This window comes from Achromobacter sp. KK8, from assembly GCF_054188005.1.
This window is the reverse complement of record NZ_CM135178.1, coordinates 2,589,069-2,602,875: the sequence shown is the minus strand read 5'-3', so window position 1 is coordinate 2,602,875 and position 13,807 is coordinate 2,589,069. Positions and strand designations below refer to the sequence as shown.

The following is a 13,807-nucleotide window of genomic DNA, read 5'->3' as shown; positions in this document are numbered from 1 at the left end:
GCGTCATGCATTGTCGTTTTGAAGACCGGCTGGCCGGCCGCGCCCTGCGGCTGGACGGCTTCCTGGCCCGCATCGAGGCGCGCGCGGCGGCCGAGGTCGGCCCCGCGCTGGCCGCCATCGACGCGGCGCGCCAGCGCGGACACTGGGTCGCCCTGCTGCTGGACTACGAACTGGGCGAATGGCTGCTGCCGGAAGCCACCCTGCCCGCGCCCGCCGGGCCCTGGACGCCGCCGCGCGACGACGGCCGGGCGCGCCTGACGGCCCTGGTATTCGAACGCAAGATCGACGAAGCCCCGTGGGACGCGCCAGCGGCCGACAGCGCGCCGGGCGCCCTCAGCATCCCCGCGCCGCGCATGACCGAGGCCGGCTACGTGCGCCAGATCGACGCCATCCGCGAACTGATCGGCGCCGGCGAGCTGTACCAGGTCAACTACACCCAGCCGCTGGACGTGCAGTACCAGGGCAACGCCGCCACGCTGTACCGCCGCATCGCCGCCCGCAATCCGGTGGCGCACGGCGCCTATATCGAGGACGGCGCGCGCACGGTGCTGTCGTTCTCGCCAGAGCTGTTCGTGGCCCGTCGCGGCGCGCGACTGACCACCCGGCCGATGAAGGGCACCGCGCCGCGCCACCCCGATCCGGCCGAGGACCAGCGCCTGGGCCAGGCGCTGCTGGCCAGCGACAAGAACCGCGCCGAGAACCTGATGATCGTGGACCTGCTGCGCAACGACCTGGGCCGGCTGGCCGAGCCCGGTTCGGTCAAGGTCGAGGCGCTGTTCTCGCTGGAGCGCTATCCCACCGTCTGGACCATGACCTCGACCGTGTCGGCGCAGGCGCCGCGCGCCACGCTCGAAGACGTGCTGCGCGCGCTGTTCCCGTGCGGCTCCATCACCGGCGCGCCCAAGGTCGCCGCCATGCGCCGCATCCGGCAAATGGAGGCCGCGCCGCGCGGTCTGTATTGCGGCAGCATCGGCTGGCTGGCGCCGGACGGCGACTTCTCGCTCAACGTGGCGATCCGCACGCTGGTGCTGGATGCGGCCGGCCATGGCGTCTACAGCGTCGGCGGCGGCATCGTGCACGACTCCGATCCGGCCGAGGAATGGCAGGAATGCCACTGGAAGGCCCGCATCCTGCGCGCCTGAGTGCGCAATCCGTGGCCGCGGGGTAGGATAGACCCCGGCCCCGCCCTCCTTCGCCCGCCGTTTACCAGGAGCCCGCATGCAACCCGAACTGATCGAGACCATCCTGGTCGACGCCGAGCGCCGCGTGCCGCTGCTGGCGCGCCACCTGCACCGCCTGGAGCATTCCTGCAAGGCGCTGGGCTACACCTGGGGCGGCAACGCGGTGCAAAGCGACATCATGATCGCCGCGCTCAGCCTGAACACCCCCGGCGCGCACCGCCTGCGCCTGTTGGTGGCGCGCGACGGCAGCCGCCACATCCAGACCGCCGTGCTGCCGCCGTTGCCGGCGGCGCAGGAAATCATGCTGGCGCCCGAGGCGCTGCGCTCCTCCGAACCGCTGCTGCGCTACAAGACCACCTACCGGCCCTGGTACACCAAGACCATCGAATGGCTGCCGGCCCATCCGCACATCTTCGACCTGGTCTACCTGAACGAACGCGGCGAGCTGTGCGAAGGCAGCCGCAGCAACGTCTACCTGCGCCTGGATGGCGACTGGTACACGCCGCCGGTCGACAGCGGCTGCCTGCCCGGCGTGCAGCGCGCCGAACTGCTCGATACCGGCAACGTCAGCGAACGCGTGCTGACCCTGGCCGACCTGCACGCGGCCGACGAAATCCGGCTGTCCAACGCCCTGCGCGGCTGGTTCAAGGTCACGCTGCGCGAGACCTGAATCCCGCCGCGCCGGGCGGTGAGTACGCGGTCCCCTAATCCGCGAACTGCTCCACCACCACCTGCCGCAGCCACTGGTTGGCCGGCTCGCGGTGGTTGCGGGCGTGCCAGAACACGTTGATGACGGACTCGGGGATCTTCACCGGACAGGGCGCGGTGGCCAGGCCGAAGGGCTTGCAGGCGCAATCGGCGAAGCGCCGCGGCACCACCGCGATCATGTCGGTGGCCTGCAGCACCGGCCCCACCGCCATGAAATGCGGCACCGTCAGGCGCAAGCGCCGGCGGATGCCGGCCTGCTCGATCACCTGGTCCACCACCCCGTGGCCGGTGCCCTCCGACACGATGGCGACATGCTCGGCGGCGCGGAACTGCCGCGCCGACACGCCGGTGCGCGCCAGCGGATGATCCTCGCGAAAGATGCACACATAGGGCTGGCGGAACAGCCGGCGCTGGAAGAAACCGTGCTTCAGGCCCGGCAAAAAGCCCATCGCCAGGTCGATGCGGCCGCGCTCCATCTCGTCCTTCACGTCGATCGAGGTGGTGCGCACCGTGCGGATGGTGACGCCGGGCGCGGCATCGTCCAGCGCCCGCATCAGGCGCGGCAGGAAGTAGGTCTCGCCGACGTCGTTGACGCCGATGACGAAGGCGCGCTCGCTGCGCGCAGGATCGAAGCTGGCGCGCGCATTGAGCGTGCCGTGCAGCGCCGCCAGCGCGTCGGCGATCGGCTGCGCCAGCGCCTCGGCATAGGGCGTGGGCACCATGCCGCGCGAGGTGCGCAGGAACAGCTCGTCGCCCAGCAGTTTGCGCAACCGCCCCAGCGCGTTGCTGACCCCCGGCTGCGAGATGCCCAGGTTCTGCGCCACCGTCGACACCCGGCCGTGCTTGCACAGCTCGTTGAACACGACCAGCAGGTTCAAGTCCATGTCTTGCAGGTTCATGCTTGTCTCCACCAATATTTATTTTGGTGATTGTTGTCATCATCCAGATTCTATTTATTTATTTCACACCCTGGCCGATGATGCAACAAACGCCTGCGCCGATGTCGCGCAGGCTCCGATGGATGAAGGAGACAACCATGCGCCATCCCCCCGTCACGCCCTGTAGGCGCGGCCGCCTCGCCGGAGGCCGCCGATGAACACTCCCCTGGATAGCGCGCCGGACGCGATCGCCGGCGCCGCCGCCAACTCTGCCTGCCCCGCCAGCGCCGCCCGCGAACAGCCGCTGTCGTTCATGCCCCCCTGGCAGGGCGACGGCAGCCACCGCATTCCCTTCGGCGTCTACACCGACGCCGCCCTGCACCTGCGCGAGCTGGAGCGTTTCTTCTACCGCGGCCACTGGAGCTACGTCGGCCTGGAAGCGGAAATCCCCAATCCCGGCGACTTCAAGCGCACCGCCGTGGGCGAGCGTTCCGTCATCCTGCTGCGCGACAACGACGGCCAGGTGCGCGTGGTGGAGAACGTCTGCGCCCATCGCGGCGTGCAGTTCTGCCGCGAACGTTCCGGCAACCGCAGCGAGTTCGTCTGCCCCTACCACCAGTGGAACTACGACCTGCAGGGCAACCTGATCGGCGTGCCGTTCCGCCGCGGCGTCAAGCAGGACGGCCGCGTCAATGGCGGCATGCCGCCCGATTTCAAGCCGGAGGATCACGGCCTGACCAAGCTGGCCGTGGCCTGCCGCAACGGCGTGGTGTTCGCCTCGTTCGACCACGACTTCGAGCCGCTGGAAGACTACCTGGGCCCGGACATCCTGCACTACTTCGACCGCGTCTTCGACGGCCGCCAACTGGTCATCCACGGCTACAGCCGCCAGCGCATCCCGGGCAACTGGAAGCTGATGCAGGAGAACATCAAGGACCCGTACCACCCCGGCCTGCTTCACACCTGGTTCGTCACCTTCGGCCTGTGGCGCGCCGACAACCGCTCGGAACTGAAGATGGACCGCCATTTCCGCCACGCGGCCATGATCTCGACCCGCGGCCAGGGCGGCAAGGGCAGCGTCACCAGCGGCGTGTCCAGCTTCAAGGAACAGATGACGCTGAACGATGACCGCTTCCTGGACATCGTGCCGGAACCCTGGTGGAACGGCCCCACCGCCGTGCTGATGACGCTGTTCCCCAGCGTCATCATCCAGCAGCAGGTCAACTCGCTGTCCACGCGCCACATCCAGCCGGTCGGCCACGACGCCTTCGACTTCGTCTGGACCCACTTCGGCTTCGCCGACGACACCCCCGAGATGACACAGCGCCGCCTGCGCCAGGCCAACCTGTTCGGCCCGGCCGGCTTCGTCTCGGCGGACGATGGCGAAGTGATCGAATTCTCGCAATCGGGCTTCGCGCAGAAGCCCTGGCACCGCAGCGTGGCCGAACTGGGCGGCAAGACCGCCGAGAACACCGACCACATGGTGACCGAAACCCTGATCCGCGGGATGTACGCCTACTGGCGCCGCGTGATGGAAGCGGAGGCGTGAACATGCTGGACTTTCCCCTCTACTACCAGTTGACCCGGCTGTACGCCGACTACGCCGCCGCGCTCGACGCCGAGCAATGGGAGCAATGGCCGGAGTTCTTCCTGGAGGACTGCGTCTACAAGGTACTGCCGCGCGAGAACCACGAGCGCGGCTATCCGCTGGCGACCATGTCGTTCGAGAGCCGCGGCATGCTCAAGGATCGCATCTACGGCGCCACCGACACCATCTTCCACGACCCCTACTACCAGCGCCACGTGGTCGGCGCGCCGCGCGTGCTGTCGGTGCAGGGCGACCGCATCGAATCGGAAGCCAACTACGCGGTGTTCCGCACCAAGCCGAACCAGCTGACCACGGTCTACAACGTCGGCCGCTACCTGGACGTGATCCGGCAGACGCCCGACGGGCTGAAGTTCGAGTCGCGCCTGTGCATCTTCGACAGCGAGCTGATCCCGAATTCGCTGATCTACCCCATCTGACCAGGACACCAAGACATGAGTACGAACTGGATCAAGGCCATCGCGCTGGCCGACGTGCCGGACGAAGACGTGATCGCCGTGCAGGCGGGCGACCGCGAGATCGCGCTGTACGGCGTGGAAGGCAACGTCTACGCCACCGACAACCTCTGTACGCACGGCAATGCGCGCCTGTGCGACGGCTTCCTGACGGGCCACGAGATCGAGTGCCCGCTGCACCAGGGCCGCTTCGACGTGCGCGACGGCCGCGCGCTCTGTTCGCCGCTGCGCGACAACCTGGCGACCTATCCGGTCAGGATCGAGGACGGCGTGGTGTTCGTGGCGCTGTGACCCGGGCGCGGCGGCGTTCCGTGACGGGCCCGTCGCCGCCCAGCTAGCCTTGCAACGCCAGCCGCAAGGCCTCGTTGGCGGCCGCCATGCCCATGGCCGCGGTCACGGTGACCACCGAGCCATAGCCTGCGCAGGACAACCCCTGCGGCGCCACGGCCTGCGCCGAGGCGCCCATATCGTCCTCGGCTTCGGCCTGCCGCGTCCATTCATCGGGCAGGATGGCAGGCTGGTCGAACCACAGCGCGTGGATGCCCATTTTTGGAATGCGCTTAAGCGCCTTGCCATTCTTGTCCGATGCGCGCGGCAACCCGTGTTCGCGCCGCAGCTTGTTGCGCAGCTTGGACAGCAAGGCGTCATTGACCGCGGCCGACAGGTCGCCGGCGCGCAACGCCAGCGGATCGGTCTTGCCGCCGGCGCCGCCGCACAGCAGCATCGGAATCCCCAGCGCCCGCGCATGCAGGATCATGGCGATCTTGGCCGCGGCCTGGTCGGTGCAGTCGATGATGGCGCTGTAGGGGCCGGGCAGCACTTGCGCGACGTTTTCCGGAGAAACGAAGTCGTCCACGCGGGTCAGGCGGCATTCGGGATTGATGGCCAGGACGCGCTCGGCCATGGCATCCACCTTGGATTGCCCCAGGGTTTCCGTGAGCGCATGGATCTGCCGGTTGACGTTGGATTCGGCGATGTGGTCCAGGTCGATCAGCGTCAGGGCGCCGACCCCGCAACGGGCCAGCGCTTCGACCGTCCACGAGCCTACGCCACCCAGGCCGGCGACGGCGATGTGGGCGTTCTGGAGGCGGGCGGGAGCCTCGGGGCCGTAGAGGCGGGACAGGCTGCCGAAGCGGCGGGCGATGTCGGCTTTTTCTTCTGGGGCGGTCATGGGGGGTATTTTATATGGGCGCGGGGTTGGGTTCTTGAGCCGCGCGCTGCGGGGCAGGCGGGGGGAAATGGAGGATCTTGCGGGGCCCGCCTCAAGCCGGCCGCGCGGGCGGCCTTTTGAGCCTTACGTGGTGTCTTGCTTCAGGCGCATTCAATGGCTCTGACGTTCAAAGATAATCAGCGCCCATTGGTATCGACGGAGCCGTTCATTGCCAGGGCAGCATCGTCGCCGCCTAGCGCCTGGTAGACCTTTACCTGGTTGATCAGGCGGTTCAACGCGTTCTCATCCCGCGCAATCTCCGCCGTCCGCCGTTTCTCCTGGGCATCCAGCCAGAACCGCAACGACACCGATCCCGCTCGGTAGCGCACCTCGTACAGGCGCTCCGCCTCGCGCGCCGCCTTCAACGACGCGTCCAACTGCTCCGCCTGCAGACGCAACTGCGTCCGGTTCGACAACGCGTTTTCCACATCCGCCATCGCCTGGTACAAGGCCTGCCGGAAGCTCACCACCCGTTCGTCGAAATCCGCGCGCGAGACCTTCAGGTTCAGGTTCAGGCGGTTGAATTGCAGGAACGGCAGCGTCAGCGCCCCCGTCAGCGTGCCCACGGGGTTCTGCAGCACATTCGACAGCGTCGGGCTGGAGCTGCCCAGCGCGCCGGTCAGGTTCAGCGTCGGGTAGAAACTGGCGCGGGCCGCGTCGATGTTCGACAGCGACTCCCGCAGGCGCAGTTCGGCGGCGCGCAGGTCGGGACGGCGGCCCAGCAGTTCGGCCGGCACGCCTTCGCGCGCCTGCGGCAGCGGGTACTGCGGCAGGCGTTGCGGGTCGGCCATGACGCGGTCGGGCGGACCGTCGAACAGGATCGCCAGCGCGTTCACGTATTCCACCCGTTGCTGCACCAGCAGCGCGTGCGCCGCCTGCTGGCTGGCCACGGTCTGTTCGGCCTCGGCCACTTCCAGCGCCGAGGCGCCGCCGGCGGCATATTGCGCGCGCACCAGTTCCTGCGTCTTGCGGGCGTAGGCGATGCTCTCCAGACTGCTGGCGATGCGCTGGTTGATGAAGGCCGTCTGCCAATACAGCGTGGCGGTGGTGCCCACGAGCGACAGCGCGGAGCTTTGGCGGTCCTGCTCGCTGGCGAGCGCCTCCCATTCGGCGGCGTCGAGCTGGCGCGACAGTTTGCCCCACAGGTCGACCTCGTAGCCGATCGACAGTTCGGCGCTGTTGGTGCGCGTGATTTCGCGTTCGCCGCGCAGGTTGCGCGCGCGCGTCACGTTGCCGGTGCCGGACAGTTGCGGGATCAGTTGGTCCTGCGCCAGCCCGGCCTGCAATTGCGCGCGGCGCACGCGGATGGCGGCGGCGGCCAGGTCGTTGTTGCGCGCCAGCGCGCCATCGACCAGGCCGTCCAGCACCGGGTCGTTGAAATTGCGCCACCAGGCGCCGCCAGCGGCCAGCGCGTTGGCGGGCGCGTCGGCGCCCGCGCCGTGGCGCCAGGCGGCCGGAGACTGCGTCCGCGGCGTTTCGTATTCGCTCTTGAGCAGGCCGCCGCAGCCGGTCAGGGCCAGCGCCAGGGCCAGGGCGGCGGGTTTGCGGATCAGGGAAACAGCTTTCATCGTTCTCATTCCCGGGCCAGGGCCTCGACGGGATCCAGGCGCGCCGCGTTGCGCGCCGGGAGATAACCAAACAGCACACCGATCAGGGTCGAGCAGGTGAATGCCGCCACCATCGACGCGGTGGAATAGATCATGCGGAAGGACCCGCCGGTCGCTTTCGAGACCAGCACGCCCAGGCCCAGCGACAGCGCGATGCCCACGGCGCCGCCGATCAGGCAGACCAGCACGGCTTCGATCAGGAACTGCTGCATGATGTCGCTGCGCCGCGCGCCCACCGCCATGCGCACGCCGATCTCGCGGGTACGCTCGGTCACCGACACCAGCATGATGTTCATGACGCCGATGCCGCCCACCATCAGCGAGATCAGCGCGATCAGCGATACCAGCAGCGTCATGGTGGCCGTGGTGCGCTCAATGGTCTTGCGGATCGCGTCGGTGTTGAACACGAAGAAATCCTTCACCACGTGGCGCCGCAGCAGCACCTTGGTGATGGCCTGCTCGGCCGCCGCCGGCGGCGCGGCGTCGTTGACGCGCACGGTGATGCTTTTGAGGTGCTGCTGCCCCAGCACGCGCGACAGCGCCGTGGTGTAGGGAATCCACACGTTCAAGGTCTCGTTGTTGCCGAACACCGTGTCGTTCTTCTTGGTGACGCCGATCACCCGCGCCGGCATCGACCCCAGGAACACCACCTGACCGATCGGGTCGGTGTGCGAACCGAACAGGGTCTTGCGGGTGCTCTCGTCGATCACCACTTCCTGGGCGCGCCGCGCCACGCTGGTGGCGTCGAAGAACTTGCCCTGCGCCAGCTTGACCGCGCGCACCCGGAAGTACTGCTCGCCCACGCCCTGGATCGAGCCATTCACCGCCACGTTGCGATAGCGCAGCGTGTTGCTGGTGGAAACCTCGGGCGTGACGCTGTCCACGTAGGACTCGCGTGACAGGGCCTCGGCATCGGCCGGCACCAGGGTGCGGATGGTCAGGGCCTTTTCGTCGCCGAAGTCCTTGCCGGGAAACACTTCGACGGTATTGGTGCCGATCTCGCTGATGTCTTCCAGGATCTTCTGGCGCGAGCCCTCGCCCAGCGCCACCACCGACACCACGGCGGCGATGCCGATGATGATGCCCAGCATGGTCAGCGAGGTGCGCAGGCGGTGCGCGTTCATGGCCAGCAGCGCCATGCGCAACGCCTCGCCGCAGCGGTCCAGGTAGGCCTGCCAGGCCGGCCGCGGCGGCAGCGGCGCCGCCTCCTCGCGCACGACCTCGATGCGCGGCGCGTCGGGGTTGCGCCGGTCCGAGACGATCTCGCCGTCGCTGATCTCGATGATGCGCTGCGCGTGCCGCGCCACGTTCATGTCGTGGGTGACCAGGATGATGGTGTGGCCGGCGGCGTTCAGTTCCTCCAGGATGCGCAGCACTTCCTGGCCGGTGTGCGTGTCCAGCGCGCCGGTCGGCTCGTCGGCCAGGATGATGTCGCCGCCATTCATCAGCGCGCGGGCGATGCTCACGCGCTGCTGCTGGCCGCCGGACAGTTGGCCCGGGCGGTGGCCGGTGCGTTCGCCCAGCCCCAGGCGCTCGAGCAGGTCGGCGGCGCGTTCCAGCCGGGCCTCGCGGCGCTTGCCGGCGTAGACGGCCGGCACCTCGACGTTGCCCTGCGCCGTCAGGTCGGACAGCAGGTGATAGCGCTGGAAGATGAAGCCGAAATGCTCGCGCCGCAATTCGGCCAGTTCGTCAGGGTCCAGCTCGCCAGTGCTGCGGCCGCTGACGCGGTAGTCGCCGCTGGTGGCGCGGTCCAGGCAGCCCAGGATGTTCATCAGGGTCGACTTGCCCGAACCGGACGCGCCGACGATGGCCACCATTTCCCCGGCCTCGATGGTCAGGTTGATGTCCTTGAGAACGGCGATGGTCTGCTCGCCCGCGGGGAATTCGCGCCGGACGCCGGACAGCGAAATCAACGGTTCGGCCATATCAGCGTCCCGCCGCGGCGGCCACCGGCGCGGCGTCGGCCGACACCACGCGCTCGCCCACCTCCAGGCCTTCCAGCACCTGCGCCTGCACGTTGTTGTTCATGCCGATCTTGACCTTGCGGGTCTCGGTCTGGTTGTCCTTGCCGACCACCCGCACCTCGTAGCGCCCGTCCTCGCCGCGCTTGCCCAGGGCCGAGGCCGGCACCACCACGGCGTCGCGCGCCTCGCCCAGCACGATGGAAACCTGCGCGGTCATGGAGATGCGCAGCTTCTCGTCCGGGTTGGGCACGTCGAACAGCCCGTTGTAATAGACGGCCGCGCTGGTGGATGTGGAGCTGGACGAGGTCAGCGACGTGGCGGCGTCGTCCTTCTGGATCGAATCCGGCGCCGGCTCCACCGCGCGCAGCGTGGCGTGATAGCGGTGGTCCGGCTCGCCCAGGATGGTGAAGTACACGGGCAGGCCCGGCTTGACGCGGGTCACGTCGGCTTCGGAGATTTGCGCCTTGATGGTCATGGTGGCCACCTGGGCCACCTTGATGATGGTGGGCGCGCTCTGGATCGCGTTGACGGTCTGGCCTTCCTTGGTCACCACCGCCACCACCACGCCGTCGATCGGCGACACGATACGGGTGTAGCCCAGGTTGACCTTGGCCTTGTCGACCTCGATTTCGGCCTGGACGATCTGGGCGTCGAGCGCGGCGATATCGGCCCGGGTCACGCCCAGCGTGGCCTCGGCCGATTCAAAGGCCTCGCGCGAACTGGCGTCGGCCGCCAGCATCTGGCGCTGCCGGCGGAAAGCCAGCTCGGCCTGCTTCAGGGTGGCGACCTTGGCGGCGCGCTCGGCGCGGCGTGTCTGCAGGGCGGCCTGGGTATTGCGCAGTTCGTTCTGCTGCGTCAAATCGTCGATCTCGGCGACCAGTTGGCCGCGCGTCACGCGGTCACCCAACGCCACCTTCAGCGACTTCAACTGGCCGGTGGCCTGCGCGCCGACGCTGACGCGCTCGATGGCGTCCATGGTGCCGCTGGCCAGCACACTGTCTTCGAGATTGCCGCGGACGACCTCGGCCACGGCGAAGGTGGGCGGCGGCGGCGACGAGAAAAAGGCGGCGCGGACGCCAAAGGCGATGATCAGGAGAACGACGGCGATCAGGACGTAACGCTGGACTTTGCTACGAGGCTTTTTCATTGAACCAGTTCGGAGGAGGCGGCGGAGGCATCGTCCACCACTCGGATAACTCGATACGGATCGGGCCGGCTGTACGTACCCATACTGCCCGCTCATCCTAAACGGGGGGCTGCGTCAAAGCATGGCCAATCTGTGGCGAAAGGGTGAAAAACGGTAAAGCACCCGGCATTGGGTCGTGGGCAGGCAATATTGTTCCGTTGCACGAACGATACATCTGTTGCGGCGCATTAGCGTTTCCATTCTATGGAACCTTGCCGGCAACGTGATGCCATCTTGCCGCATCCCCATCTCAGTTGGACCATAGATGGCGCCTATCTTGTCACCATTGGCAATCGAGAATTGCGGCGGCGCAAAAAATCCACGCCTCGACATAGGGCGACGATAGGGACAGAATGAATGCAGTTAAGCCGTATCCGTGTCCAATTCGCCCCCTCCCCCCTCTTCACACAGCGCCGCCCCGGAGTTTTCCGGGGCGGCGCTGTTGTGCCTGCTGGCCATGTTGAACCATGTGGCGCTGACAGGGGGACGGATCACCGTATCCCTGACGGCGCTGCAAATGGGGCTGTCGACCTTCAAGGTGGGCACCCTGGTGGCGGTGTTCGCGGTTTTGCCGATGCTGTTCTCGGTGCGCGCCGGACGCTGGGTGGACCGGGTCGGCATCGTCCGGCCGCTGGTCACCGGCACCACGCTGGTGGCGGTTGGCACGGCCTTGCCGTTCCTGTCGCAGACCCAGTTCGCGCTGCTGGTGGCGTCCTGTTGCATCGGCATCGGCTTCATGCTGCACCAGGTGGCCACGCAGGACCTGTTGGGCCACGCCGAGCCGGCCCAGCGGCTGCGCAATTTCTCGCTGATGTCGCTGGCGCTGGCGGGCTCGGGCTTCTCGGGACCGCTGATCGCCGGCCTGGCGATCGACCATCTGGGCACCCGGCTGGCCTTCGGCCTGCTGACGCTCGGTCCGCTACTGTCGGCCGGCGGCCTGTATGCGCTGCGGCACCAATTGAAGGCGGTGGATTCGCAGCTGGCCGGCACCAAGGAAGCGCAGCGCCGCCGCGTGACGGAACTGCTGGCGGTGCCGGCGCTGCGCCGCATCCTGATGGTCAACACCATCCTGTCGGGCGCCTGGGACACGCACTTGTTCGTGGTGCCGATCTTCGGTGTCGCCATCGGCCTGTCCGCCACCACCATCGGCGTCATTCTCGCGTCCTTCGCGGCGGCAACGTTCATCATCCGCCTGGTACTGCCCCTGATCCAGCGCCGGGTGCGGTCCTGGACACTGGTGCGGGTGGCCATGGCCACCGCCGCCATCGATTTCATGCTTTATCCGCTGTTCACCGACGTTGGCGTCCTGATCGTGCTGTCCTTCATCCTGGGGCTTGCGCTGGGTTGCTGCCAACCGAGTATGCTTTCATTGCTGCACCAGCATTCGCCGCCGGGCCGCGCCGCCGAAGCCGTGGGGTTGCGGATGGCGCTGATCAACGGCTCCCAGGTTTCCCTGCCGCTGACCTTCGGCGCGCTGGGTGCGGTCATTGGCGTCGCCCCGCTGTTCTGGGCCTATTCCGTGGCCCTGATGGCTGGCGGCTGGGCCAATCGCAACCCCCCGCTCGAATCTGACCGGAAACCGTAGTCGTGAACATGCAGTCTTCTCCTCCCGTGGCCGGCGCCAGCCTGCCTTTTCGCCTGTGGACCCCCGAAGAGCGGCAGGCATCGCTGCAGGCGGCCTTGCAGCATTGGCGGGACGGGGAAGACGTCTGGGTATATGGGTACGGATCACTGATCTGGCGCCCCGACTTCGACTTCGAGGAACGCCGCCTGGCCACCCTGCGCGGCCATCACCGCGCGCTGTGCCTGTGGTCGCGGGTCAACCGCGGCACGCCGGAATGCCCCGGCCTGGTGTTTGGGCTGGACCGTGGCGGCTCCTGCCGCGGCGTGGTCTACCGCCTGGCCGGCAACCAGGTGCCGACCTATTTCCCCGCCCTGTGGGACCGCGAGATGTCCACCGGCGCCTACCTGCCCCGCTGGATCAATTGCAGCACCGAGGCCGGCCCGGTCCGCGCCCTGGTCTTCATCATGAACCGGGACAACCCGGCCTACATCCGCGCCCTGCCCGAGGCCGAGCTGCTGGCCATCGTGCGCCGCGCCGCCGGCCGCTATGGCCCCTGCACCGACTACGTGGTGCAGACCGCCCAGGCCCTGCGCGCCGCCGGCATCCACGATGCCCGCCTGGACGCCATCGCCCGGCGCCTGGAACAGGACAGCCACGCGCTGCCCGAAGGCGCCTGAGGCGCCCCTGGCGCAAAAACTTGCCCGGGCCCTGCGCGGGGTCAATGAGGGGAGCGTTTCTTCGGCGGTATAAACTGCTTGTTATCAACGCTGAATCAAACGTCCCATGTCTGTCTCCGATCTGCGTCAAAGCTACGAAAAGAACGTGCTGCTGGAAAGCGACGCCGCCGCGTCCCCGTTCGAGCAGTTCACCCGCTGGTTCGACGAGGCCCTGGCCGCCAAGGTGCCCGAGCCCAACGCCATGACCCTGGCCACGGTCGACGCCAACGGCCAGCCCAGTGCCCGCATCGTCCTGATCAAGGGCTTCGACGAGCAAGGTTTCACGTTCTTCACCAATTACGAGTCGCGCAAGGGCACCGACCTGCTGGCCGAGCCGCGCGCTTGCCTGCTGTTCTTCTGGCAGCCGCTCGAGCGCCAGGTGCGCATCGAGGGCGTGGTGGAAAAAGTGCCGGCCGAAGAGTCGGACGCCTACTACCACAGCCGCCCGGCCGGTTCGCGCATCGGCGCCTGGGCCTCGCGCCAGAGCCAGCCCATCACCCGCGCCGAACTCGAAGCCCGCGAGCAGGAGTTCCGCGCCCGCTACGGCGACCAGCCGCCGCGCCCGCCGCACTGGGGCGGCTACCGCCTCAAGCCCACCGCGATGGAATTCTGGCAAGGCCGGCCCTCGCGCCTGCACGACCGCCTGCGCTACGTCGCCGACGGCCAGGGCTGGAAGATCGAACGCCTGTCGCCCTGACGCCGCCGGGCGCCGCTCCCGCGGCGCCCGCCCCA

14 protein-coding genes are annotated in these 13,807 nt (G+C 68.0%); 9 read left to right on the top strand and 5 right to left on the bottom strand.

The window, feature by feature from the left end; all coding sequences use genetic code 11:
* The first annotated feature begins 5 nt into the window (after positions 1 to 5).
* Positions 6 to 1,142 (top strand): aminodeoxychorismate synthase component I, encoded by a 1,137-nt coding sequence (locus tag ACVN9Z_RS12095; protein WP_054499629.1) that lies wholly within the window; start codon positions 6 to 8, stop codon positions 1,140 to 1,142.
* A 76-nt stretch (positions 1,143 to 1,218) separates the two neighbouring features.
* Positions 1,219 to 1,851 carry an aminotransferase class IV family protein gene (locus ACVN9Z_RS12090; RefSeq protein WP_006388938.1) on the top strand — a complete coding sequence of 211 codons (633 nt, stop codon included), beginning with the start codon at positions 1,219 to 1,221 and terminating at the stop codon, positions 1,849 to 1,851.
* A gap of 34 nt (positions 1,852 to 1,885) precedes the next feature.
* Here the strand turns inward: ACVN9Z_RS12090 and ACVN9Z_RS12085 are convergent, their stop codons facing one another.
* Positions 1,886 to 2,788 carry a LysR family transcriptional regulator gene (locus ACVN9Z_RS12085; RefSeq protein WP_343719867.1) on the bottom strand — a complete coding sequence of 301 codons (903 nt, stop codon included), beginning with the start codon at positions 2,786 to 2,788 and terminating at the stop codon, positions 1,886 to 1,888.
* Here ACVN9Z_RS12085 and ACVN9Z_RS12080 point away from each other — a divergent pair.
* The 4 genes from ACVN9Z_RS12080 to ACVN9Z_RS12065 all read left to right on the top strand — a co-directional run bounded on the left by ACVN9Z_RS12080 (position 2,787) and on the right by ACVN9Z_RS12065 (position 5,119).
* Positions 2,787 to 2,954: a hypothetical protein gene (locus ACVN9Z_RS12080; RefSeq protein ID WP_153228280.1), complete on the top strand. Its 168-nt coding sequence runs from the start codon at positions 2,787 to 2,789 to the stop codon at positions 2,952 to 2,954. The genes ACVN9Z_RS12085 and ACVN9Z_RS12080 overlap by 2 nt on opposite strands.
* A 126-nt stretch (positions 2,955 to 3,080) precedes the next feature.
* Positions 3,081 to 4,316 (top strand): aromatic ring-hydroxylating dioxygenase subunit alpha, encoded by a 1,236-nt coding sequence (locus ACVN9Z_RS12075; RefSeq protein WP_458213512.1) that lies wholly within the window; start codon positions 3,081 to 3,083, stop codon positions 4,314 to 4,316.
* A 2-nt stretch (positions 4,317 to 4,318) separates the two neighbouring features.
* On the top strand, positions 4,319 to 4,792 hold the full coding sequence (locus ACVN9Z_RS12070; RefSeq protein WP_049053759.1) for an aromatic-ring-hydroxylating dioxygenase subunit beta: 474 nt from the start codon (positions 4,319 to 4,321) through the stop codon (positions 4,790 to 4,792).
* Between the two features lie 15 nt (positions 4,793 to 4,807).
* Complete coding sequence (locus ACVN9Z_RS12065) at positions 4,808 to 5,119, top strand: non-heme iron oxygenase ferredoxin subunit (protein WP_024067829.1); 312 nt, start codon at positions 4,808 to 4,810, stop codon at positions 5,117 to 5,119.
* A gap of 43 nt (positions 5,120 to 5,162) precedes the next feature.
* On the opposite strand, the gene ACVN9Z_RS12060 is transcribed toward ACVN9Z_RS12065, so the two are convergent.
* The 4 genes from ACVN9Z_RS12060 to ACVN9Z_RS12045 form a co-directional block, all read right to left on the bottom strand.
* Positions 5,163 to 5,999: a tRNA threonylcarbamoyladenosine dehydratase gene (locus tag ACVN9Z_RS12060; protein WP_458213413.1), complete on the bottom strand. Its 837-nt coding sequence runs from the start codon at positions 5,997 to 5,999 to the stop codon at positions 5,163 to 5,165.
* A 176-nt stretch (positions 6,000 to 6,175) separates the two neighbouring features.
* Positions 6,176 to 7,606 carry an efflux transporter outer membrane subunit gene (locus ACVN9Z_RS12055; protein WP_054439496.1) on the bottom strand — a complete coding sequence of 477 codons (1,431 nt, stop codon included), beginning with the start codon at positions 7,604 to 7,606 and terminating at the stop codon, positions 6,176 to 6,178.
* A gap of 5 nt (positions 7,607 to 7,611) precedes the next feature.
* Complete coding sequence (locus ACVN9Z_RS12050; protein ID WP_006388929.1) at positions 7,612 to 9,570, bottom strand: MacB family efflux pump subunit; 1,959 nt, start codon at positions 9,568 to 9,570, stop codon at positions 7,612 to 7,614.
* Between the two features lies 1 nt (position 9,571).
* Complete coding sequence (locus tag ACVN9Z_RS12045; RefSeq protein ID WP_006388928.1) at positions 9,572 to 10,756, bottom strand: efflux RND transporter periplasmic adaptor subunit; 1,185 nt, start codon at positions 10,754 to 10,756, stop codon at positions 9,572 to 9,574.
* Between the two features lie 415 nt (positions 10,757 to 11,171).
* On the opposite strand from ACVN9Z_RS12045, the gene ACVN9Z_RS12040 reads away from it, so the two are divergent.
* The 3 genes from ACVN9Z_RS12040 (at position 11,172) to pdxH (ending at position 13,772) form a co-directional block, all read left to right on the top strand.
* Entirely contained in the window at positions 11,172 to 12,380 is a 1,209-nt protein-coding gene (locus tag ACVN9Z_RS12040; RefSeq protein WP_102949893.1) for an MFS transporter, read from the top strand.
* A 2-nt stretch (positions 12,381 to 12,382) separates the two neighbouring features.
* Positions 12,383 to 13,036 (top strand): gamma-glutamylcyclotransferase, encoded by a 654-nt coding sequence (locus ACVN9Z_RS12035; protein ID WP_006388926.1) that lies wholly within the window; start codon positions 12,383 to 12,385, stop codon positions 13,034 to 13,036.
* 106 nt (positions 13,037 to 13,142) lie between these two features.
* Positions 13,143 to 13,772 carry a pyridoxamine 5'-phosphate oxidase gene (pdxH, locus tag ACVN9Z_RS12030; protein ID WP_006388925.1) on the top strand — a complete coding sequence of 210 codons (630 nt, stop codon included), beginning with the start codon at positions 13,143 to 13,145 and terminating at the stop codon, positions 13,770 to 13,772.
* Positions 13,773 to 13,807 lie beyond the last annotated feature (35 nt).